This window comes from Pseudomonas sp. CG7 (genome assembly GCF_023701885.1).
Lineage (GTDB): Bacteria > Pseudomonadota > Gammaproteobacteria > Pseudomonadales > Pseudomonadaceae > Aquipseudomonas > Aquipseudomonas zanjanensis.
Genome location: NZ_JABAEE010000080.1, coordinates 1 through 19686 on the forward strand (window position 1 = coordinate 1; position 19686 = coordinate 19686).

The 19686-nt window shown below is 62.9% G+C and carries 20 protein-coding genes; 6 read left to right on the forward strand and 14 right to left on the reverse strand.

Translation table 11 applies throughout. The features are described 5' to 3' along the window. Positions 1–172: 172 nt before the first annotated feature. Positions 173–1081: a 1-aminocyclopropane-1-carboxylate deaminase/D-cysteine desulfhydrase gene (locus HGO40_RS24950; RefSeq protein ID WP_250965193.1), complete on the forward strand. Its 909-nt coding sequence runs from the start codon at positions 173–175 to the stop codon at positions 1079–1081. Positions 1082–1087: 6 nt separating this feature from the next. Here the strand turns inward: HGO40_RS24950 and HGO40_RS24955 are convergent, their stop codons facing one another. Both HGO40_RS24955 and HGO40_RS24960 read right to left on the reverse strand, forming a co-directional pair. Continuing rightward, positions 1088–1636, reverse strand: a complete 549-nt coding sequence (locus HGO40_RS24955) for a cytochrome b (protein ID WP_250965194.1) — start codon at positions 1634–1636, stop codon at positions 1088–1090. A 123-nt stretch (positions 1637–1759) separates the two neighbouring features. Further along, positions 1760–3166: a type VI secretion system Vgr family protein gene (locus HGO40_RS24960; protein WP_250965195.1), complete on the reverse strand. Its 1407-nt coding sequence runs from the start codon at positions 3164–3166 to the stop codon at positions 1760–1762. Between the two features lie 218 nt (positions 3167–3384). On the opposite strand from HGO40_RS24960, the gene HGO40_RS24965 reads away from it, so the two are divergent. Then, on the forward strand, positions 3385–4089 hold the full coding sequence (locus tag HGO40_RS24965; protein ID WP_003199952.1) for a YebC/PmpR family DNA-binding transcriptional regulator: 705 nt from the start codon (positions 3385–3387) through the stop codon (positions 4087–4089). Between the two features lie 103 nt (positions 4090–4192). Here the strand turns inward: HGO40_RS24965 and HGO40_RS24970 are convergent, their stop codons facing one another. The 8 genes from HGO40_RS24970 to HGO40_RS25005 form a co-directional block, all read right to left on the reverse strand. Next, positions 4193–5545, reverse strand: coding sequence for a leucine-rich repeat-containing protein kinase family protein (locus tag HGO40_RS24970; RefSeq protein ID WP_250965196.1), 1353 nt, complete (start codon positions 5543–5545; stop codon positions 4193–4195). Positions 5546–5788: 243 nt separating this feature from the next. Further along, on the reverse strand, positions 5789–6850 hold the full coding sequence (locus HGO40_RS24975) for an ABC transporter substrate-binding protein (protein WP_250965197.1): 1062 nt from the start codon (positions 6848–6850) through the stop codon (positions 5789–5791). Positions 6851–6868: 18 nt separating this feature from the next. After that, positions 6869–7984, reverse strand: a complete 1116-nt coding sequence (locus HGO40_RS24980) for an NAD(P)/FAD-dependent oxidoreductase (protein WP_250965198.1) — start codon at positions 7982–7984, stop codon at positions 6869–6871. Beyond that, a complete protein-coding gene (locus tag HGO40_RS24985; RefSeq protein WP_250965199.1) occupies positions 7981–9336 on the reverse strand; it encodes an FAD/NAD(P)-dependent oxidoreductase in 1356 nt (451 codons plus the stop codon). The genes HGO40_RS24980 and HGO40_RS24985 overlap by 4 nt, the downstream gene beginning before the upstream one ends. A 166-nt stretch (positions 9337–9502) precedes the next feature. Next, positions 9503–9793 carry a (2Fe-2S)-binding protein gene (locus HGO40_RS24990; RefSeq protein ID WP_250965200.1) on the reverse strand — a complete coding sequence of 97 codons (291 nt, stop codon included), beginning with the start codon at positions 9791–9793 and terminating at the stop codon, positions 9503–9505. A gap of 7 nt (positions 9794–9800) precedes the next feature. Then, positions 9801–10595 (reverse strand): ABC transporter permease, encoded by a 795-nt coding sequence (locus tag HGO40_RS24995; RefSeq protein ID WP_250965201.1) that lies wholly within the window; start codon positions 10593–10595, stop codon positions 9801–9803. Positions 10596–10601: 6 nt separating this feature from the next. Further along, positions 10602–11471, reverse strand: coding sequence for an ABC transporter permease (locus HGO40_RS25000; protein WP_250965202.1), 870 nt, complete (start codon positions 11469–11471; stop codon positions 10602–10604). Beyond that, positions 11468–12493 (reverse strand): ABC transporter ATP-binding protein, encoded by a 1026-nt coding sequence (locus HGO40_RS25005; protein ID WP_250965203.1) that lies wholly within the window; start codon positions 12491–12493, stop codon positions 11468–11470. The genes HGO40_RS25000 and HGO40_RS25005 overlap by 4 nt, the downstream gene beginning before the upstream one ends. 246 nt (positions 12494–12739) lie before the next feature. On the opposite strand from HGO40_RS25005, the gene HGO40_RS25010 reads away from it, so the two are divergent. Next, the gene (locus HGO40_RS25010; RefSeq protein WP_250965204.1) at positions 12740–13576 is read left to right on the forward strand and encodes an IclR family transcriptional regulator; all 837 of its coding nucleotides are present in this window, start codon (positions 12740–12742) and stop codon (positions 13574–13576) included. Between the two features lie 125 nt (positions 13577–13701). Here the strand turns inward: HGO40_RS25010 and HGO40_RS25015 are convergent, their stop codons facing one another. Both HGO40_RS25015 and HGO40_RS25020 read right to left on the reverse strand, forming a co-directional pair. Next, positions 13702–14454: an anti-sigma factor family protein gene (locus HGO40_RS25015; protein ID WP_250965205.1), complete on the reverse strand. Its 753-nt coding sequence runs from the start codon at positions 14452–14454 to the stop codon at positions 13702–13704. Further along, positions 14451–14957, reverse strand: a complete 507-nt coding sequence (locus HGO40_RS25020) for a sigma-70 family RNA polymerase sigma factor (protein WP_250965206.1) — start codon at positions 14955–14957, stop codon at positions 14451–14453. The genes HGO40_RS25015 and HGO40_RS25020 overlap by 4 nt, the downstream gene beginning before the upstream one ends. Before the next feature lie 168 nt (positions 14958–15125). On the opposite strand from HGO40_RS25020, the gene HGO40_RS25025 reads away from it, so the two are divergent. Together HGO40_RS25025 and HGO40_RS25030 are read left to right on the forward strand one after the other, a co-directional pair. Then, a complete protein-coding gene (locus HGO40_RS25025) occupies positions 15126–16208 on the forward strand; it encodes a catalase family peroxidase (RefSeq protein ID WP_250965207.1) in 1083 nt (360 codons plus the stop codon). Further along, complete coding sequence (locus HGO40_RS25030) at positions 16205–16741, forward strand: cytochrome b (RefSeq protein ID WP_250965208.1); 537 nt, start codon at positions 16205–16207, stop codon at positions 16739–16741. The genes HGO40_RS25025 and HGO40_RS25030 overlap by 4 nt, the downstream gene beginning before the upstream one ends. A 178-nt stretch (positions 16742–16919) precedes the next feature. Here the strand turns inward: HGO40_RS25030 and HGO40_RS25035 are convergent, their stop codons facing one another. Continuing rightward, entirely contained in the window at positions 16920–18071 is a 1152-nt protein-coding gene (locus HGO40_RS25035; RefSeq protein ID WP_250965209.1) for a M14 family metallopeptidase, read from the reverse strand. A gap of 493 nt (positions 18072–18564) precedes the next feature. Next, positions 18565–18906, reverse strand: coding sequence for a DUF6124 family protein (locus HGO40_RS25040; protein WP_250965210.1), 342 nt, complete (start codon positions 18904–18906; stop codon positions 18565–18567). 130 nt (positions 18907–19036) lie between these two features. On the opposite strand from HGO40_RS25040, the gene HGO40_RS25045 reads away from it, so the two are divergent. Beyond that, complete coding sequence (locus HGO40_RS25045; RefSeq protein WP_250965211.1) at positions 19037–19684, forward strand: LexA family protein; 648 nt, start codon at positions 19037–19039, stop codon at positions 19682–19684. Positions 19685–19686: the final 2 nt, after the last annotated feature.

Sequence of the window (19686 nt, forward strand, 5' to 3'; positions counted from 1 at the left end):
CCCGGGCGGCCTGGGGGGCGCGCGCTTGCGCGCTAGGGCGGGGGCACTACCAATTAAATAAGTGGATGCCCCCGCGTCAGCGCGCCAATCCCCGCTCCCACAGGTTTTGGTGGTGTCGGATCGTCCGTGACCAACTGGTAAGATGCCAGCCTATTTCCTCCGACCTGCCGCCATGCTGCTTCCCGCCCTCGACTGGCATCCCCAACCCCGACTCGAACCCCTTCACCTGGACTGGCTCGCCCATGCAGGTGTTGAAGTGGCGGTGTTGCGCCTGGCCCGGATCGATCCACTGATCAGCGGCAACAAGTGGTTCAAACTGGTCCACCCTCTGCGCGCCGCCCATGAAGCCGGTGCCGAGGGGATCATCAGCCTGGGCGGGGCCTATTCCAATCATTTGCATGCGCTGGCGGCGGCCGGCAAGCGCTTCGGGTTTCCCACGGCCGGGCTGCTGCGCGGTCACCCCCAGGACACGCCGACGGTGCGCGACCTGACAGCATTCGGCATGGAATTGCATTGGTTGGGTTATGGCGGGTACCGAGAGCGACATGCCCCAGGTTTCTGGGGGCCGTGGCAGGCCCGCTATCCACATTTGCACCCGGTGCCCGAGGGCGGTTCGGGATTGCCTGGGGCACACGGCTGCATGGCCTGGGCGGCCAGTGTCGATCAACAATTGGGGGCGTTGGGGTGGGCGGATTATCACGGCTGGTGGTTGGCCTGCGGCACGGGAACATCATTGGCCGGGCTGGTGCTGGCCGAAGCGGGCAAGCGTGCGGTCTACGGTGTGCTGGCGGTGCCCCCGGACCATGGCGTGGCCCAGCAGGTCGAGCGCATCGTGGGGGAGGCGGGGCTTTGTGATCCGCGTTATGAATTGCTCGACGGCAGCCGTGGTGGTTTCGCCCGGGTCGATGCCGAGCTGACTGCCTTCATCGAAAACACGGCGGCCATCGAACTGGAACCGTTGTACACCGGCAAGGCCTTGATGGCGCTCAAGACGCACGTCGAGGCCGGAAGGTTTGCCCCTGGCACCCGTTTGATCTTTGTCCACACCGGCGGTCTGCAAGGCCGCCGAGGGTTTGACTGATGGCGATCAGCCGCGTTTGGGCATCATCCGCAACAGCGTGTTGTCGCGTACCACGTAGTGGTGATACAGCCCCGCCAAGGCATGCAGGCCAATCAACCAATAGCCGATGGTGCCGCCGAGCACATGCCAGCCTTCCAGTTGCTTGGCAAAGTCCTTGTCTTGATCGATGAGCAACGGCAAATCGAAACCGTAGAACATCACCTGGTGCCCTTCGGCGCTGGTGATCAGCCAGCCCAGCAGCGGCATGGCGATCATGAATACATACAGCGCCCAGTGCATCAGGCGGGCGAGGAGGGTTTGCCAGGCGGGGGAGGCTGGGTAAATTGCCGGTGCCTTGCCCCTGGTGCGGGCGAACCGGCGCAGCCAGGCCAGCAGGAACACGGTCAGGCCAAGCATGAAATGCGCTTCCTTGATCAGAGTCCGGCCACCACAGCCCTTGGGGAAAATTCCCCGCAACTCAATGCAGGCATAAACCACGGCCAGCAGCACCAGCATTAGCCAATGCAAGGTTACCGTGACCGTACTGTAGCGGTTTTCCGAATTTTTCCAGGGCATCGCGGTATCTCCAACAATCAGGGCAAAGCGCCGTCTAGAGCGGCGTTGTGCATTAACTGTATGCCCGTTTCGCTGGGTTTGCATGAGCCAGATCAGGTTTGCGGCAAGAAGCCACGTTCAGGCTCAGGGCGTGAAGTCTGGCGGGTTCAGCAGCCAGTCCAACAGCAGTCCGGCATCAGGGTTGCCACGGGACGGGTTCGGTGGGGCGGCGGCGTGTCCTGCGCCGGTATCGACAGCCCCTGGGCACAGCACCGGCCGATCGGGGTCGCCATCGAGAACACTCCCCAGCACTTCGCTGCCGGACACCAGCGAGGGGCGGTTGTTCAGCGCCAGTCGTGACACGGGCAGCGGGATGCCCTCCTGGTCCGGCGCCCATAGGCTGACGCTGACTTGCCCGCGCTCATCGGACTGGGCCGGTTGGCCGGGATGGCCGAGTACATGGGCCAGGTGATACCCGGGGATGCAGGGCTTAGGGTGTTTAAGGGCCGGCCTGAACACCGTGGCCCAGGGGATGGCGGTGAAGCGGTTGTGGTAGTCACGGGCCGACGATGTGGTGGGGAGGTCCGGCTCAAGAATCGAAAACTGCCGGCCGCGGTGCTGGACCTCGGTGATCAGCCATTGATCGTTGAACGTGGAAACCGGGTGCTCGCAGATGTGCACGATGTCGCCGCCGTGCAGGGCGGGTTGGTCACTGTGGCCATGGATTTCCCGTTGCCGACAGCGCAACCGTTCCAGGTAGCGGCGACCGACCTGGTAACGGTGAGTCAAGGCCGGGTCGCCGTGCATGGCCTCATGGTCGATTTGCTCAATGGGTTGATTCGCCGCCCAGGCCTCGGTGTCGGTCGTGGCCCGATCGCTGAACCCGACGGGCAAGCCAGGCAGCATTCCGTGGTGACGCAAATACAAGCGCGCAATGGCCGGTATCGAGTTGTCGTTCTGGCGCAGGGACAGTTCGACGGGCCGTGTGGGAAAACTCTTCGGGTCTTCGGCAAACACCAGGACGTGGCCCTGGGGGGTGTGTTCGAAGTGGTAATGAATGCCTTCTTCTTCGCACAGCCGTTGCAGGAGGGTCAGGTCGCTTTCGTCGTACTGGATGCAGAATGGGCGGCATGGATACTGCCCGTGGGGCAGTTCGAAACGGTAGCTGTCGGCGGGCAGGCCGTTGTCTTCCAGCAGGCGTTGCAGCACCTGCACCACGGTGAGTCGATGGAAAACTCGGCGCCGTGGGCCTTGTTCCAATTGCTGCAGGTAGGGAACCAAGGTCAGGCGATAACCGATGCGCCGCGGTGCCGGGGCGCTCAGGCAAACGCTGTGGATAATCCCATGGATACCCGAGTCGCGGTCCAGGCGCAGGAAGGCCGGGTGCCCCAATAGCAGGTCGGGGTCTATCGGTGGGGCCAGGCCGATCAATTCGAGGTCGAAACGGTACGGCTGGTTGAGGGCTTCGCGGCCATTGAAGCGCAAGACTTGCAGCTGCAAGTCGCTTTGCGTGAGCGTCAGGCTGAAGGGACTTTCCGTGTCGTTGCGCATCGCGCCTCCTACTGGCGGGGAGAGAGGCACAGAGGGTACGAAACCACGGGAGGAAATGGTGCTTGTGAGCCGCTATTTCAGAAACGCCCTACAACACACTGTGAAAATGTCGATCCGGCACGGTGATTTTTTGGTCGATCAGCCGGTTTAGGCCGTATAAACTTGCGCCACAGCGCCGGCCGGCAGATGTCTCGGCGCGTCAGACAAGAGAGTGAGTAATGGGCGCACAGTGGAAGGTTAAACACAAAGAAGCGGCTGCCAACGCCAAGGGCAAGATCTTCGGCAAGCTGGTGAAGGAAATCACCATTGCCGCGCGCAACGGCGCTGATACCGCGACCAACGCGCACCTGCGGCTGGTGGTCGAGCAGGCGAAAAAGGCCTCGATGCCCCGCGAGACCCTGGAACGTGCGATCAAGAAAGGTTCTGGCCAGCTCGGTGAAACCGTGCAATACCACCGTGTCACCTACGAAGGGTTCGCGCCGCACCAGGTGCCGCTGATCGTTGAATGCGTGACCGATAACATCAACCGTACCGTAGCCGAAATTCGCGTCGCCTTCCGCAAGGGCCAACTGGGCGCCTCGGGTTCGGTGGCGTGGGATTTCAACCATGTCGGCATGATCGAAGCCGCGCCAGACAGCCCGGATGCCGATCCGGAAATGGCCGCCATCGAGGCCGGTGCCCAGGATTTCGAACCGGGTGAAGAAGGCGCGACGTTGTTCCTCACCGACCCTGCCGACCTCGATGCGGTACAGAAGGCCTTGCCGGAGCAAGGCTTCACCGTGTTGTCGGCCAAGCTGGGCTACCAGCCGAAGAACCCGGTCAGCGGCTTGACCGATGAGCAGATGGCCGAAGTCGAAGCCTTCCTCGAAGGCCTCGACAACCACGATGACGTGCAGGACATGTTTGTCGGGTTGGCGGGGTAAGCGAATACGCGCAACCCCTGTGGCGAGGGAGCTTGCTCCCGCTCGGCGGCGAAGCCGTCGCAAATGGGCCGACGCGGTCTTACTGACAGACCGCGGTGCCGGATCAGGGCTGCTTCGCAGCCCCGCGGGAGCAAGCTCCCGCGCCACGGTCACGGAGCAAACCTTCAATCTCATCGAACCCCGGCCGCGCCAGCACCTCCGGCTGACAGCAGCGCGCCTGCAAATCCTGCAGCCATGCAAGATCCTGTGCCGCGAGCGCCGGTTCGATCCGCGCCAGCAATTCCCCCAGCAGAATCCCGAAGGCCCGCACCTCGATGCGTTGCAGTGCGCGGGTTTGCAGGTTATCCGTGATGGCGTGGAACGACGCCGCGCCAAAATCGCCCAGCAGGCAATCACCCTGGTCATTGCACAGGATGTTGTGCCCGTAGAGATCGCCGTGGGTGATGCCTTGGCGGTGCAGGTGCGCCGCCGCCGAGGCGATGCCGTAAGCGATGCGCAAGGCCGCCGGGGCGTTCAGGCGCAGATCATCGGCATACACGTCGCGGCTGCATGACGCCAGGCTCGGCAGCCCGGCGAGGTTGCGGTAGCTGGGGTCGATCAGCGCCATCACCAGCCCGGCCTGTTGCTCGGGGTGCCCGGTGACTTGGCCCAACACGTCGATCAGGTTCGGGTGTCGACCGGCCGTGATGCAGGCATGCATTTCATGCAGGGGCGAGCCGTCGCTGGTCATCTGGCCTTTGTACAGCTTCACGGCGACGTTTCGCGCCACCTGGCCGGGGGCTTGCCAGAGCGCCTGGTGAATCACCCCGGATGCCCCTTCACCCAGTGGTTGTTGCAGCGCCAGTTGCGACCAGTCGATAGGCACAGTGGTATTCAGGGCCGCCGCTTCCGCTTGGGCTTCCAGCGGGTTGCCGGCGTAGGCCAGCCAACTGAGGCTCGGTAGCTCCAACAACCATTGCGGCAGTTCGGTCAGTTGATTGGCGGCGATGCGCAGCAGTTCCAGGCGATGACACTGGCCCAGGCTCGCCGGCAACTGCTGCAAACGGTTACCGGCCAGCATCAGTTTTTGCAGGTGTGGGCGTTGGCCCAGCTCGTCGGGCAACTCTTCGACGTCGTTATCGGTCAGGATCAACCAGCGCAGCCTTGGCGGCAGCGCGGCGCCCGTGACACGGGCGATGCGGTTGGCCTTGAAACCAACCATGGTCAACGCGCTGCAACGGCCCAGGCATTCGGGCAGTTCGGTGAAGCGGTTATCCGAGCAGAACAGCACACGCAGGTGGGGCAGCCGATGCAGGTCGTCGGGCAGCGTGTCCAGCTGATTGCCGCTGAGGTTGAGGATCTCGAGGGAATCGGCCAGCTCGAAGATTTCCCGGGGAAACTCCGTCAAGCCGCAGGCCAAGTCCAGCCGGGTAATTCCCGAGAGCTGGCCGGCGCGTAGTTGGGCGAGGGTGTGCATGGGAGGGTTCGCTGTTGATCAAGGGGCGGGCACAAATACTGAAACCAGCACAGAACCTGTGGCGAGGGAGCTTGCTCCCGCTGGGCTGCATGGCAGCCCCAAAAGCGGCCCTGCAATCAGTCTGACACACCTTGGTGTCTGGTTTGGGGGCTGCTTTGCAGCCCAGCGGGAGCAAGCTCCCTCGCCACAGGTTATCTGTTCAATTCGGAGTGAATTGGCCGCATGATAACTGCAAAGCGTGTCCTAGCGCTCGATACTGCGGTTCCAGCGGGCGTTCCAGGCCGGGCGTTGTTCGTTGACCTGGTCCCAATCCACGGCAATCGCCGTCTCCAGGTATTGCTTCATCGCCTCTACCTGGCCACGGGTCTTGTCGGTGGTCGGGGTGTTGGGGTTGGACGGAATCTGGTCGCCTTCTTCCAGGGCGATGGCCTGGGCTTGCGGGGTCAGCAGGAACTCTGCAAGTTTTTGCGCCAATTCCGGCTGGGTGTTTTGCGCGATGGCGCATTCGGCGACGTTGAGGACCACGGCGCCTTCCTTCGGCTGGGCATATTCCACCGGCATGCCCTTGAGTTTCAACGCAGTCACCTGGGTCGGCGTCAGCGGGAACAGCGCGGCTTCGTCGGTTTGCAGCATTTCGGATATCTTCGCCGAGCTTGGGATGTACTCCAGCACATTGCGGCCCACCGTGTTCGGCCACGCCTTGAAGCCCGGCTCGACGTCGGTTTCGTTACCGCCCTGGATCCGGTTGAACATCAAGAAGCCGTGCAGGCCGAAGGTAGACGAGGCCATCGACTGGAACACCACTTTGTCCTTGAAGCGCGGATCGGCCAGGTCCATCCAGGAGGTGGGCGTATTCCAGCCTTTTTCCTTGAACAGCCGGGTGTTGTAGGCCAGCCCCGTCACGCCGAGGCTGACGGCCACGGCCTGATCCTTGATGCGTCCCTTGGCCGGGATCTGCGCCAGGGTCGGGCTGTCCTCGAGTTTGTCGCACAGGCCCATCGCGATGGCGCGGTACATGATGCCGTCATCGAGGAACATCACGTGCATCTGCGGGTTGCCCTTGCTGGCCTGGACTTTCGCCAGGATGTCGGCGGAGGTGCCGGGCACGATGACCACTTTGACGCTGTTGGCTTTCTCGAAAGCCGGCAAGACCTTGTCGGCGTAGAGCCGCTCCATGGTGCCGCCGTTCATGCCCAGGTAAAGCGTCGGCTCGGCCAACGCCTGGGTGACCGGGAGCAGGGCGCCCAGGCAAGCGGAACCCAGCGAGCAGAAACCGAACAGTGCACTGCGTTTGACGTTATTCATTGGCGCGACCTTCCTCTATCAAGCAACGGAGATGGAGTGAAACCGGGTGATGGAAAACGCATCCAGCGGCGTGGACGAAGCCCCGCTGCAGATGATCTCGGTGAGCGCCTGGCCCACCGCCGGGCCGATCTGGAAGCCCGCGCCGGCAAAGCCGAACGCGTGCAACAGACCGGGCTGGGTGCTGCTGTGGCCGATCACCGGTTGGCGATCGGGCAGGTAGCCTTCGGTGCCGCTCCAGGTACGAATCGCCTGGGCGCCTTGCAAAAACGGGTAGAGCTCGACGGCCTGGCGCAGGATGTCCAGCACGGCGTTCTGGCCGGGCCGGGCGCGAGCGGCATCCAGCGCAAAACCTTGGCCGCCTCCCAGCACGCAATTGCCGCGCGAGACCTGGCGGGCGTAGATGCCACCGCCCTCGACGCCCGTGCTGGCATCCATGACCAAGGGCAAGGGTTCGGTGACCAGCATCGCCGGGTGCCCGGCGTGCATCGGCACCGCTTCGCCAAATTGCGCGGCGAACTGGCTGGCCCAGGCACCGGCGCAGTTCAGCAGCCAGGGCGCGTGGAACGTCAGGCCCGTTGCGGTGGGTACGACAAAGCGCCGGCCGTCGTGCTCAACATGGCTGACGGCGCATTGTTCGTGGACTTGCGCACCCTGTCGGCGCGCGGCTTGGGCGAAGGCTGGCGACACCAGGCGCGGATTGGCATGGCCGTCTTCCGGGCACAGCGACGCCCCGACCGCGACGGTGCCGACCCACGGAAAGCGCGCGCGCAGGGCCGTGCGATCAAGCAGTTGCAGATCCAGGCCAAAGCCTTGGCTGGCGGCCGCATAGTCGTGCAGCGCTTGCAGGTCTGCGGCACTGCGAGCCAGCTTCAAGTGGCCGCTACGCTGGTACTCGCCGTCGATGCCGATCAACTGGGGCAACTGGTGCCAGATTTCATGGGCCCGTTGCGACAAGGGCAATTGCGACAGCGGTCGACCCTGGCGACGTACGCCACCGTAGTTCACGCCGCTGGAGTGCGAGCCGCAGAAGTCGCGTTCCAGCAGCGCCACCCGGCGTCCGGCCTGGCTCAGGAACAGCGCCGCCGAGGCGCCGACGATACCGCCGCCAATGATCACCGCATCCACTTCGATCATGGCTCGACCTCCAGGCCGAACGGCACGGGTTTGATCGGCGCCTGGGCCCGCAAGCGGCCGATGCTGGCGATGGCGCGGCCACTTTCGCAGGCAATGATTTCCGCAGCCGCGCTGCCGCACATCCGTCCCTGGCAACGGCCCATGCCGACCCGGCAATGGGCCTTGACCCGATTGATTTCCCAATGGCCTTCGTTCACCACGCGGCGGATGTCGCCAACGCTGACTTCTTCGCAGCGGCAGATCATCAGTTGATCGGCGGCGTCGGCAGCCCACTGTTCAGGAAAGGCAAATGCGCGCTCCAGCCCTTCGCGAAACCTGCCGATGCGTTCAAGGGCTTGTTCCAGCTGCGTGCAACGCTGCGGGTCGGTGGCGTAGCCGAGGTCTTCAAGCAAGGCCAGGGCCGCCCGTTCACCGGCCAGCTCTGCCGCGTCGGCGCCCATGATGCCGGCACCGTCACCGGCCAGATAAACCCCCGGCACGCTGCTGCGTCCGGCGCGGTCCCGTTGGGGCAGCCACGCGCGGTTGAGGATATTCCAGGCAAACTCGCAGCCCAACAGGTCGGCCAGTTGGGTTTCGCTGCGCAAGCCGTGGGCGAAGGCCACCGCGTCACAATCGAGCGTGTGTTCGCCGCTTGCGTTGCGCCATGCCAGCGACTGCACCCGGCGTTCTCCTTCGACTCGCGCCAGGCTCGCCCCTTGATGCACGGCGATGCCATGGGCGGTCAGCCAGGCACGGTAATACAGGCCTTTGGCGAGGGTGGTCGGTTGTACCAGCAGGTCGGGCAGGGCGCGGACCTGGGCGCTAAAAGGTGAGCTGTCGAGGACTGCGACCACGTTGGCGCCGGCTCGGGCGTATTGATAGGCCACCAGGTACAACAAGGGGCCGCTGCCGGCGAACACCACCCGTTCGCCGATGGCGCACCCCTGGAACTTCAGGGCGATCTGCGCCGCGCCCAGACTGTACACCCCGGGCAGGGTCCATCCTGGCACGGGCAGGACCCGGTCGGTGGCACCGGTTGCGACAATCACGCTGGAGTATTCGAGGCGATCGGCGCGGCCTTCATGCAAGGTATCGAGCAGGCCGGCCTCGGCATTCCACACCAGCGTATCGGGACGGTAATCGAGCTGTCCGCGCAATTGGTCGAGGGTCTGGTGGATGGCGTTGGCCTTGTGTGCTTCGAAGCCATAGAGCTTGTTCGACGGGCGCTTGAAATTGGCCGGTTGGCGTCGATAGATCTGCCCGCCACCGCGGGCGGCTTCGTCCAGCAGCACGGGGTACAGGCCATGGGCGACCAGGGCCTGCGCGGCACGGATACCCGCCGGGCCGGCGCCGATGATGGTTATCGGTTTCATCGCCACCTCACGGGCAGGGCCGGGGGATTTGTGTTGTTGTCGAAGCCGTCATCGCGAGCAAGCTCGCTCCCACATTGAATCGGTTGTGGATGCTGGTTTTGTGAGCGCCGCAGTTCCCCTGCGGGAGCGAGCTTGCTCGCGATGAGGCCGTGCCAGTCGATACTTTTCATACCTGGCGCCCCGGTTCGCGGCTGATGTGTTGTCCGGCTTCGAGCAAGGTCGAGCAGGCGCGTACGCGACGGCCGTCGCCCAGGCGCACCCAGCAATCCTGGCAGGCACCCATCAGGCAGACGCCGGCGCGGGGTTCGGCACTGAAGTCACTGCCGCGCAAGTGTTCGCTGCAGGTCAGCACGGCGGTCAGCAGGGTATCGCCCAGCAGGCCGGTGGCAGGCTGGCCGTCGAGGGTAAAGTCCAGGGCCGGGCGGTCGCCTTCGGCCAGTCGTTTCAGCAGTGCCATGACACCCTCATTGTTTGCCTACCAGGACTCGATCCAGGCCATAGACCCGATCGAGCAGAATCATGGTCAGCGCGGTGAGCCCGATGACCAGCGCCGACACTGCCGCCATCATCGGATCGATGGATTCGGTGGCGTACACGTACATGCGCACCGGCAAGGTTTGCGTGGCCGGCGAGGTGACGAAGATCGACAGCGTGACCTCATCGAAACTGTTGATGAACGCCAGCAGCCAGCCTCCGGCCACCCCCGGCAGGATCATCGGCAAGGTGATTTGCCGGAACAGCGTGAAGCGTCCGGCGCCCAGCGAGTGCGCGGCCTGCTCGGCGCTGCGGTCCAGGCCGATGGCCGAGGCCAGCACCAGGCGCAGCACATACGGCGTGATCACCAGCACATGGGCGAAGATCAGCCAGGCGAAGCTGCCGTTCACGCCCATCAATGCAAACAGGCGCAGCAACGCCACCCCGAGCACCAGGTGCGGAATGATGATCGGCGACAGGAACAGGCCGTTGAAGAAGTCCCGGCCCGGGAACTCGAGCCGGGTGATCGCCAGGGCCGCCGGCACCGCGATCAAGGTCGCCAGCGAGGCCGCGCAGAACGCCAGGACCAGGCTGTTGTAGAACGCGTCGACAAAATCCGCCCGCTCGAACACCGCGCGGAACCAGCGCAGGGAAAACTCGGTGGTCGGCAGGCTCAGGGTGTTTTCCGGGGTGAAGGCGACGAGGCAGACCACCACCAGCGGCGCGAGCATGAAGATCACCACCAAGGCGTGGAACAACAGCGCGAAAGGACCGTTTCTAGACATGACCCATTACCCCAATGACTTCTTGTAGCGGCCTTCGATCATCCGGTTCCACGACAGCATGATCAGCAGGTTGAGCAGCAGCAGCGCGACGGCAATGGCCGCGCCCATCGGCCAGTTCAGCTCCGACAGGTACTGGTCGTAGATCAACGTGGCGACCATCTTCAAGCGCCGTCCGCCGAGCAGGCCGGGAATCGCGAAGGAGCTGGCGGCGAGACCGAACACAATCAGCGTGCCGGACAGAACGCCGGGCATGATCTGCGGCAGTACCACCTTGCGGATCACCGTGAACTGGCTCGCCCCAAGGGATAGCGCGGCCTGCTCGGCGGCCGGGTCGAGTTTCTGCAGCGAGGTCCAGACCGGAATGATCATGAACGGCAACATCACGTGGACCAGGGCGATGACCACGGCGAACGGCGTATAGAGCAGCTTCACCGGCGCGCCGCCGAGGGCTTGCAGGGCCTGGTTGACCAGGCCGTCGGCACCGAGCAAGAGGCTCCAGCCGAACGCCCGCACCACCACCGAAATCAGCAGCGGCGTGAGGATCAGGATCAGGAAAATCGAGCGCCACGGTGCGCCCATGCGGCTGAGAATGTACGCCTCGGGCACGCCGATCAGCACGCACAGGAGGGTGGTCAGGGCGCTGATCCAGAACGTGCGCAAAAAGATCTCGTAGAAGTACGGATCGCCCAACAGGCTGGTGTAGTGCTCGAAGGTGTAGGCATCGCCGTTGATGCCCGAGCTGTAGTCGAATACGTTGAATGACAAGACCAAGGTCAAGCCCAAGGGAATGACCAGCAAGCCCAGGTACAGGGCCAGGGCCGGCGCGGACATCAGGTAGCCTTGCCGGCCGCGGCGCATCGCATCGATCAGCTTCATGCCGGTACCTCGTCCGCGCTCAATACCCGCAGCAGGGCCGGATCCCAATCCAGGCCCACCGCCGTGCCTTCGGCCAGGGGCGCCGAGCCATCGTTGCGGCGCACCACGCAGAGTTCACCCAGGCGGGTGGAGACGCCGTACAGCCATTGGCTGCCGAGAAAGAAGCGGCTGGTGAGGGTGCCTTGCAGTCGCCCTGAACCGACCTCGCACAGGTCGATCTTTTCCGGACGCAAACTCAGTGTCAGCTCACCCTCGGCCGGGCTACAGGCTTGAACCATACCCGCGCTGTCGCGTCTGCCGGCCAGCAGGTTGGCTTTGCCGACGAAACCTGAAATGAACTCGGAGCGCGGGTGCTCGTAAAGGGTGTACGGCGCGTCGATCTGGGTGATGCGCCCGGCCTGCATCACCACGACCCGGTCGCTGATCGACAGGGCTTCGGATTGGTCATGGGTCACCATCAGCGTGGTGATGCCGACTTCGCGCTGGATGCGGCGTATTTCGAACTGCATCTCTTCGCGCAAATTGGCGTCGAGGTTGGACAGCGGCTCGTCGAGCAACAGCACCGGCGGTTCGATCACCAGCGCCCGGGCCAGTGCCACGCGTTGGCGCTGGCCACCCGAGAGTTCGCGTGGATAACGGTCGGCGTGACGGTCCAGGCGGACCAGTTTCAACACCCGGTCCACCCGTTGTTGCAACTCGGCGTTGGCCACTTTGCGCATGCGCAGGCCGAAGGCGACGTTGTCCTTGACGGTCATGTGGGGGAACAGCGCGTAGCTCTGGAACACCACCCCCAGGCCGCGGCTTGCGGGCTTGGCGTGGGTGATGTCGCGGCCGTCCAGCAGGATGCGCCCGCTGCTGACGTCGACGAAGCCGGCGATCATCTGCAAGGTCGTGGTCTTGCCGCAGCCGGAAGGCCCCAGTAGCGAGACGAACTCGCCTTTTTCCACCGACAGATAGGTGGCGACCACGGCGTCGATATCGCCGTAACGTTTGCCAAGCCCTTCAAGTTGCAAAAAAGCCATCGCTGCGCTCCACCTGGGATTGTTATGCGTCGCCGCAAGGCGCGCTTTTTTGTATGGGCAGATACGAAAGGGTGCTGCTGGGGTGCGTTGGCGCTCGACCTCAAGTCGGCTGCCGCTGTTGTTCGAATCGCCCCTGTATGGACGAAGAGTAGGACGAAGAATAGGATGGGCTCAATGGACTATTTCACTGAAGCGAAGACTATTTTCAGTTTCATTCAGTGGGTAAATTGAGCAATGAGAAACAAGATGAATAATTCCACTGATCGGAATAATGAGAGAGGCGAAGTCGGTGTCGGCGCAGTCTCCAGGCTGTTTGCCGTGTTGCGCAGCTTGGGCGACACGGTGGAGGGCGGTGAACGGGTGACGCAACTGGCCCAGCGCATCGGCCTGTCCCAGCCCACCACGCATCGCCTGCTGCGCAGCCTGATGGACGAGGGCATGGTCGAGCAGGACGCGCGCAGCAAACGCTATCGCCTGAGCTTGGATTTTTTCGCCCTGGCGGCCCGGGCCGGGAACACCGGCAACCTGCGCGAGCTGGTGCGCCCGGCCATGCTGCGGTTGTCGGCGTCCTTGGGGGACTCGCTGTTTTTGCTCGCCCGCAGTGGTTTCGATGCCATCTGCCTGGACCGCAGCGAGGGGCCGTTTCCGATCCGCACATTCACCGGCGACATCGGTGGCCGCGTGGCGTTGGGCGTGGGGCAGGGCAGCCTGGCGATCCTGGCGTTCCTTCCGGAAGAAGAGCGCGACACGGTGATTCAATACAACCTGCCGCGGCTCAAGGATTTCCATCTCTACGATGAAGTCTTCCTGCGCACGGAAGTGGAGAACGTGCGCGCGCTGGGCTACGCCGGACGCAACACCGGCGTATTGCAGGGCATGGCCGGGGTGGCCGTGCCGATTCTCGATCGCGAAGGTCGGGCTGTGGCGGCCTTGAGCGTGGCCACCGTGAGCGACCGGTTGGGCCCCGATCGCCTGCCGACGGTGGTGGATATGCTAAAGCGCGAAGCGGCGCTGATCGGGCCGCGGATCAACCCGTTCGATCCGTTGCTGCGAAGGCCTTCGCAGGTGTTTGGGCAGGTGTGAATACACTCTCAAGAGCAGCCTGTATCCCCTGTGGGAGCGAGCTTGCTCGCGATGGCGGTGGTTCAGTTAGAAATGATGTCGACTGATACACCGCTATCGCGAGCAAGCTCGCTCCCACAGAGATTTCAGAAGTTCAGGGTCTGCTTGAGCCGCTGCGTCGTCGGCGTATCACTCGGTATGACCATCGCATAGTTGTAGCCCGGCCCGGACCAGTACTCGGCCTGCAGCTCGCCATCGCGGCGACTGCCCCGGGGCAGCAGGAAATTCTTCGGGCCGGGAGGGCGCACGTAGAAGCTGATCTTCTGGCCGCTCGGATCCTGATAGACCACCATCGCCGCCGCGCCTTGCTCGGTGCTGAGCAAGCGCCCGCTGACCGGCTTGAACCCGGCGCTGGACAGGTCGGGCAACCGGTCGGCCTGGGTGAAGTAACGGTCGAGCCAATCTTGCATGTGTTGTTCGTCGCCGCTCTGGTAGTCGGCTGGGAGGATGCCCTGTTGAGCAATCAACCGGTACGCCTGCAGGGCATCGGCCATGGGAGCGGCGGCGCTGAGCAGGGTCATCTGCCGCGCCTGCCAGCCACTGAAGCCACCCACGCTGACGGCCAGCAGCAACACCGCGGCGTTGGCCAGGTGGCGGCGGGAGCGATGTTTCAGGCGCTGGCGAATCATGGCCGGGTCGAGGTCCGGGTTGGGTGGCTGTTGCAAGGCGCCGCTTAGGGCCGTGCGCAAGTGCTGCGCGTCCTGTTGCCAGGCGCGCACCTGGGCGGCGACGTCAGGCTGGTTGGCCAGGTAGGTCTCGACCAGGCGCTGGTCGGCTTCGCTCAGTTGACGATCGACGTAGGCGTGCAGGTCGCTGTCGCTGGGGGGCATGCTGATCATTTGAGTATCCGCAGGGTGGGGCGGGTGATTTCGCCATCGCTGAGTTGGCGCAGGGCCTGGCGGGCGCGGGACAGGCGCGACATCACCGTGCCGGTCGGTACGCCGAGGATGTCGGCGACTTGCTGGTAACTCAAGCCTTCCACCGACACCCAGAGCAACAGCGCGCGCTGTTCCGTCGTGAGCTGATCGAAGGCTTGCAGGGACGATTGCGCGATCACGCTGCGCTCGGCCGAAGGGTGGGCGTCGTCGCGGCCGGTGAAGAACGCCAGCATGCGCGCATAGCGCCGGGAGCGGCGATGGCCGTCGAGAAACTGCCGATACAGGATCGAAAACAGCCAGGCCCGCAGATCGCCGTCCGGGCGCTTGTCGTTCCATTTGGACAACGCCCGTTCCAGGCACATCTGCACCAGGTCGTCGGCGTTGCTCGGGTTGCGCGTCAGCGACACGGCAAAACGCCGTAGCCTGGGGATGAGTTCGCGCAACTGTTCGTCAAGTGCGTTCATGAAAGTGTGGTTTCTGTAGGCAGTCACTGCGCCGGGACTGGAAAGACGCCCCGCGAACGAGATTATTCCAGTGCAGGAAAAATAAATACGAGGCGTGGGAATAAACCTGGCGGGCCTTCGTCTGACGGGTCCTTTCCAACGAACGGCCTCACGCCCTGGAGCTTTCTCATGGTTGATCCTTCACCCTCATCGAGCCGGCCGCCCTTGAGTGCCGCCGCCCTGACCCTGCGTCTGAGCGGTATCGCGGTGATTGTTGCCGCGCTGGCCGGGGCGTTTGCCTACGTCAATGGCAGCCTCGACCCGCAGCGCTTGACGCCGGACGCGCTGGTCAATGTCCTGGAAAAAAACAATGGCACGCATCCGGGCTTTCGACGCAACCACTCCAAAGGTGTCTGTGTCGCGGGCTATTTCCAAAGCACGGGCGAGGCCAGCGCCTATTCCAGTGCCCAGGTGTTCACGCAGCCGCAGACGCCGGTAATCGGGCGTTTTGCCTTGCCCAGTGGCAACCCCTATGCACCGGACGGCAGTGTGCCGATTCGCAGCCTGGCGCTGCGTTTTACCCAGGCCAACGGCCAACAATGGCGCACCGGCATGAACAGCATGCCGGTGTTTCCGGTGGGCACGGTCGAAGCGTTCTACCAATTCCAGCAAGCCCAGTCGCCGGACCCTGCCACTGGAAAACCGAACCCTGCGGCCGTGCCGGCGTTTTTTGCCGCGCACCCCGAAGCGGTGCCGTTCCTGCAATGGATCAAGACCGCCAAGCCGTCGGCCAGCTATGCCACCGAAACCTACAACGGCATTAACGCGTTCTATCTGGTCAACTCCGCCGGCCAGCGCCAGGCCGTGCGCTGGGGCGTGGTGCCGCTGAGCCAGGACGCAGCGGATGCGACGCCGCCCCAGGGTGCTGATTTCCTCGAACAAGACTTGGCGAAGCGTCTTGCCGCCGGGCCGTTGCGTTGGCAGTTGAACATCACCCTGGCCAACCCGGGGGATCCGGTGAACGACGCCAGCAAGGCCTGGCCCGCTGACCGCAAGGTGGTCAATGCCGGCACGCTGGTGCTGGAGCGCACCCAGGCCCAGGACAACGGCGAATGCCGCGACATCAACTATGACCCGCTGATCCTGCCCCAAGGGATCGAAGGTTCTGACGATCCGCTGCTGGTCGCGCGCTCCGCCGCCTATGCCAGTTCCTATCTGCGCCGTACCAGCGAAGTGAGCCAATTGCCCGCCACCCAGGAGTCCCGCCCATGAGCGCCCCTCGTCACTTTGTTCCGCTGGCCCGACTGCTCCACTGGTTGATGGCTCTGATGATCATCGCCATGCTGTTTATCGGCGCGGGCATGGTCGCCTCGGTGTCCGAACGCCATGAATGGCTGCTGCAATTGCACAAGCCATTGGGGATCGCGATTTTGCTGCTGGTGATCGTCCGTCTGCTGGTGCGCTTTACCACTCGTCAACCGCCGCTGCCGGCGGATCTGCCGGGCTGGCAAGTGCTGGCGGCAAACGCCTCCCATGTGTTGTTGTACGCCTTGATGCTGATCCTGCCGCTGTTGGGCTGGGGCATGATTTCGGCGGCGGGGGACCCGGTGATGCTCAGCGACTCGTTGCAACTGCCTTCAATCCTGCCTGCCCACGCCCAGACGTTCGCGCTGCTGCGCAAGGCCCATGGGTACCTGGCTTATTTGTTGTTCGTGACCGTGGTGGTGCATCTGGCGGCGGCGCTGTTTCACGCGTGGGTGCGCCGGGATGAGGTGTTGGACAGTATGTTGCGCGGCAAGGGTTGATGAACCCTGTGGCGAGGGAGCTTGCTCCCGCTGGGTGGCGCAGCCGCCCCAAATGGGCTGACGCAATCTTTCAGGCAGATTGCGTCAGCCGGTTTACGACGGCTGCGCCGCCGAGCGGGAGCAAGCTCCCTCGCCACAGGTGTTCACCTTAGACTAGGGAGATGATCAGGTCGTTGGCTCAGCGCAATTCGTCCACCATGGCCTCGATGGTGCTCAACACATCCTTGCCCAGTTGCATCGAGCGTTTGCCGGACCAACCGGTGATCGGGTTCGGGTGATCGTTGTGGTCCTTGAATGGCATTTCCAGGGTCAGGGACAGGCAGTCATATTTTTGCCCGATTGCGTTGCAGGCCAGGGTCATGTTGGCCTGGCCCGGTTCGTCGCGGGTGTAGCCGTGAGCGGTCTGGAAGTCTTTGGTCTGGTGCTTGAGTTGGCTGCGAAAGCGCTCTTCGAGCTCAGCGATGCGTGGCGTGTAGCCCGGGTTACCTTCACAACCGGCGGTGAAGACGTGGGGAATTTCCTCATCGCCGTGCGCATCGAGAAACAGATCGACGCCATACTTTTCCATTTGCTGCTGGACGAAAAAGACCTCAGGGCTGATTTCCGGACTGGCGTTCTGCCAGGCACGGTTGAGGTCCTGGCCCATTGCGTTGGTCCGCAGATGACCATGGAAGGCGCCGTCCGGATTCATGTTCGGCACCAGGTACAAATCGGCCTTGGCGAGCCACCGGTTCAGTTGCGCATCGTCATGCTGTTGGAGGCGTTCGATCACGCCTTCCATGAACCATTCGGCCATGTGCTCGCCGGGGTGCTGCGGGGCGATGATCCAGACTATGCGCCGGCCTTCGGCGCCGCTGCCCTTGCGCAGCAGTTGAATGTCCCGGCCTTCCACGCTTTTACCGACGGCCAACAGCTCGGTGCCGGACTTGTGCTGCGCCTGCTCGATCAGCCAGTCATGGCGGCCACGGCTGTAGGGTTCGAAGTAGGCGAACCAGGCGTGGGGTTGTTCGGCCTCCAGGTGAAAGCGCAGGGCGTCGCCTTCAAACTGGGTCGGAATGCGGAACCAATTGACGTGATCGTAGGAGGCAACGGTCTGGTAGCCCGTCCAGGCCTTGTTATAGGACGATTGACTGGCGTTGAGCAGGCGGAAGAAATATTCCTGGCCGACGTGCAAGCCGCTGGCCTTGAAATGGAACCACTGGAAATGGGCGCTGCGGGTGTCGGGCCTGATCTTGAGCAACGACTGCAACGGGTTGCTGATGTCGACGACCTCGATGTTGCCGCTGTCGAAATTGGCACTGATATCAAAGGAAGATTTAGCCACGGTCACGGTTCCTGGAAAGGATTTACATGTCCGTTTCTTTACACGCAAGAAAGGCGAAACCGGGACGATTTGCATCAGGTAAAGGAGGGGGCGTCCTCCCTGGACGCGAAGCCAGCTTAGAGAGTCTGCAATTGATTCTCAAGTGCTGGTTGTCGATAGTTTCGCCGGTGTGGCGAGGGGACTCTTGTAAACAGATATTCATTTGTTATGATCGCCGCCATCGAATTGGCAGCACCCTGAAAGACTTCATTAGCCTGAAGACATAAGCCGAAAAATCGGCAAAAAAAGACCCGGCAAAAAGCCGGGTCAAAAACCGTGATTAGCCTGATGAGGAGATATTCCAGAAGTCCGACCTAAGGTCTTCTGGCCTATCGACTGATCTCGCGACCAGCTGATGCAATAATAATCATTATCATTTGGAAGTCAAATGATTTGATCGCATCGATTGGAAATTTTTTCTCTTCGTCCGCATTCGCGACGACATTCCAAAGGGTTACCGCTAGCGAGTAGGGTAGCCATCCAGGGATCGGTCAAGCATCACCTTGACCAGATCGATCATGTGCACCACCGAAAACGCCAGGTCACGACTCGAACCCTCCAACTGGCTGGCCGACTCATGGGCGGTCGCCGCTGCGCAGCGCAACAGGTCGCAGGCGTGCACAAGGGCTTCTTCCGCGCTGACGCTGCGGCTGACCTCGAAGAAGCGATGTTCTGTCTGGGCTGGTGAAACACCTGGTTTCAAGTAGTAGTCGAGGGCACGTTTGGCCGCCGGGCAATCCTGCAGCGAAGGGAATGTACCGTCGAAAGGGCTGCTGGGCTGGTCTGTATTGGGTGTGTCCATTGTGATGAAAATCTCCGTGTGTGGGGCTGAACTCCTGAATCCAGAATAGTACTTACCGTAATTGTGACGACAATTTAAATACTACAATTTGTGTTTTGAGGGTCGGGGTCACCCACGTATCGTGCCGCACATGGATAAATGGATAGAGTTGGTCAAGGCCAAGATGAAGGAGCTGCACATCACGCAAGTGGTGCTCGCAGAGCGGTTGGGCATGTCCCAGGGCGGCGTCGGCCATTGGCTGACCAAGCGCCGGCAGCCCAGTGTCGCAGACATGAACCGGGTCCTGCGGGAGCTGGGGCTGGAGTTTCTGGAAGTGGCGATGGTGATCCGCGAGCCGGACACCTCCACCGAAGAAGGCATGGCCCTGGCGCAGAAGTACAACCCGTACTTCCGCTACCCGGTCAGTGAGTGGCACGAGGTGGGCGAAGTTCGTGAAGGTGATCCTGGCGCTTACAGCCAGGCGCGCTACGAACTGACGGACTACCACGCCCTGGGCGATGCATTCTGGCTGGTGGTGATGGGCGATGCGATGACCGCACCCAGCGGGTTGAGCATTCCCGAGGGCATGTCGATCCTGGTGGATCCGGCCATCGAGGCGGTGCCCGGCAAATTGGTGGTCGCCTGCCTACCCGGCAGCAGTGACGCGACCTTTCGCAAATTGATCGAAGAGAGCGGGCAGCGTTACCTGGTTCCACTCAATCCGACTTACCCGAAAAACCTGTACACCGAGCAATGCCGCATCATCGGTGTGGTGGTACAGGCCACCATCAGGTTCTGACT

Coding starts and splice junctions, on each gene's coding strand:
- HGO40_RS24950 (WP_250965193.1), top strand. CDS start 173: ATGCTGCTTCCCGCCCTCGACTGGCATCCCCAACCCCGACTCGAACCC.
- HGO40_RS24985 (WP_250965199.1), bottom strand. CDS start 9,336: ATGAAACCGATAACCATCATCGGCGCCGGCCCGGCGGGTATCCGTGCC.
- HGO40_RS25005 (WP_250965203.1), bottom strand. CDS start 12,493: ATGGCTTTTTTGCAACTTGAAGGGCTTGGCAAACGTTACGGCGATATC.
- HGO40_RS24960 (WP_250965195.1), bottom strand. CDS start 3,166: ATGCGCAACGACACGGAAAGTCCCTTCAGCCTGACGCTCACGCAAAGC.
- HGO40_RS24970 (WP_250965196.1), bottom strand. CDS start 5,545: ATGCACACCCTCGCCCAACTACGCGCCGGCCAGCTCTCGGGAATTACC.
- HGO40_RS24955 (WP_250965194.1), bottom strand. CDS start 1,636: ATGCCCTGGAAAAATTCGGAAAACCGCTACAGTACGGTCACGGTAACC.
- HGO40_RS24980 (WP_250965198.1), bottom strand. CDS start 7,984: ATGATCGAAGTGGATGCGGTGATCATTGGCGGCGGTATCGTCGGCGCC.
- HGO40_RS25040 (WP_250965210.1), bottom strand. CDS start 18,906: ATGGACACACCCAATACAGACCAGCCCAGCAGCCCTTTCGACGGTACA.
- HGO40_RS25045 (WP_250965211.1), top strand. CDS start 19,037: ATGGATAAATGGATAGAGTTGGTCAAGGCCAAGATGAAGGAGCTGCAC.
- HGO40_RS25010 (WP_250965204.1), top strand. CDS start 12,740: ATGAATAATTCCACTGATCGGAATAATGAGAGAGGCGAAGTCGGTGTC.
- HGO40_RS25000 (WP_250965202.1), bottom strand. CDS start 11,471: ATGAAGCTGATCGATGCGATGCGCCGCGGCCGGCAAGGCTACCTGATG.
- HGO40_RS25025 (WP_250965207.1), top strand. CDS start 15,126: ATGGTTGATCCTTCACCCTCATCGAGCCGGCCGCCCTTGAGTGCCGCC.
- HGO40_RS25015 (WP_250965205.1), bottom strand. CDS start 14,454: ATGATCAGCATGCCCCCCAGCGACAGCGACCTGCACGCCTACGTCGAT.
- HGO40_RS24990 (WP_250965200.1), bottom strand. CDS start 9,793: ATGGCACTGCTGAAACGACTGGCCGAAGGCGACCGCCCGGCCCTGGAC.
- HGO40_RS24995 (WP_250965201.1), bottom strand. CDS start 10,595: ATGTCTAGAAACGGTCCTTTCGCGCTGTTGTTCCACGCCTTGGTGGTG.
- HGO40_RS24975 (WP_250965197.1), bottom strand. CDS start 6,850: ATGAATAACGTCAAACGCAGTGCACTGTTCGGTTTCTGCTCGCTGGGT.
- HGO40_RS25030 (WP_250965208.1), top strand. CDS start 16,205: ATGAGCGCCCCTCGTCACTTTGTTCCGCTGGCCCGACTGCTCCACTGG.
- HGO40_RS25020 (WP_250965206.1), bottom strand. CDS start 14,957: ATGAACGCACTTGACGAACAGTTGCGCGAACTCATCCCCAGGCTACGG.
- HGO40_RS24965 (WP_003199952.1), top strand. CDS start 3,385: ATGGGCGCACAGTGGAAGGTTAAACACAAAGAAGCGGCTGCCAACGCC.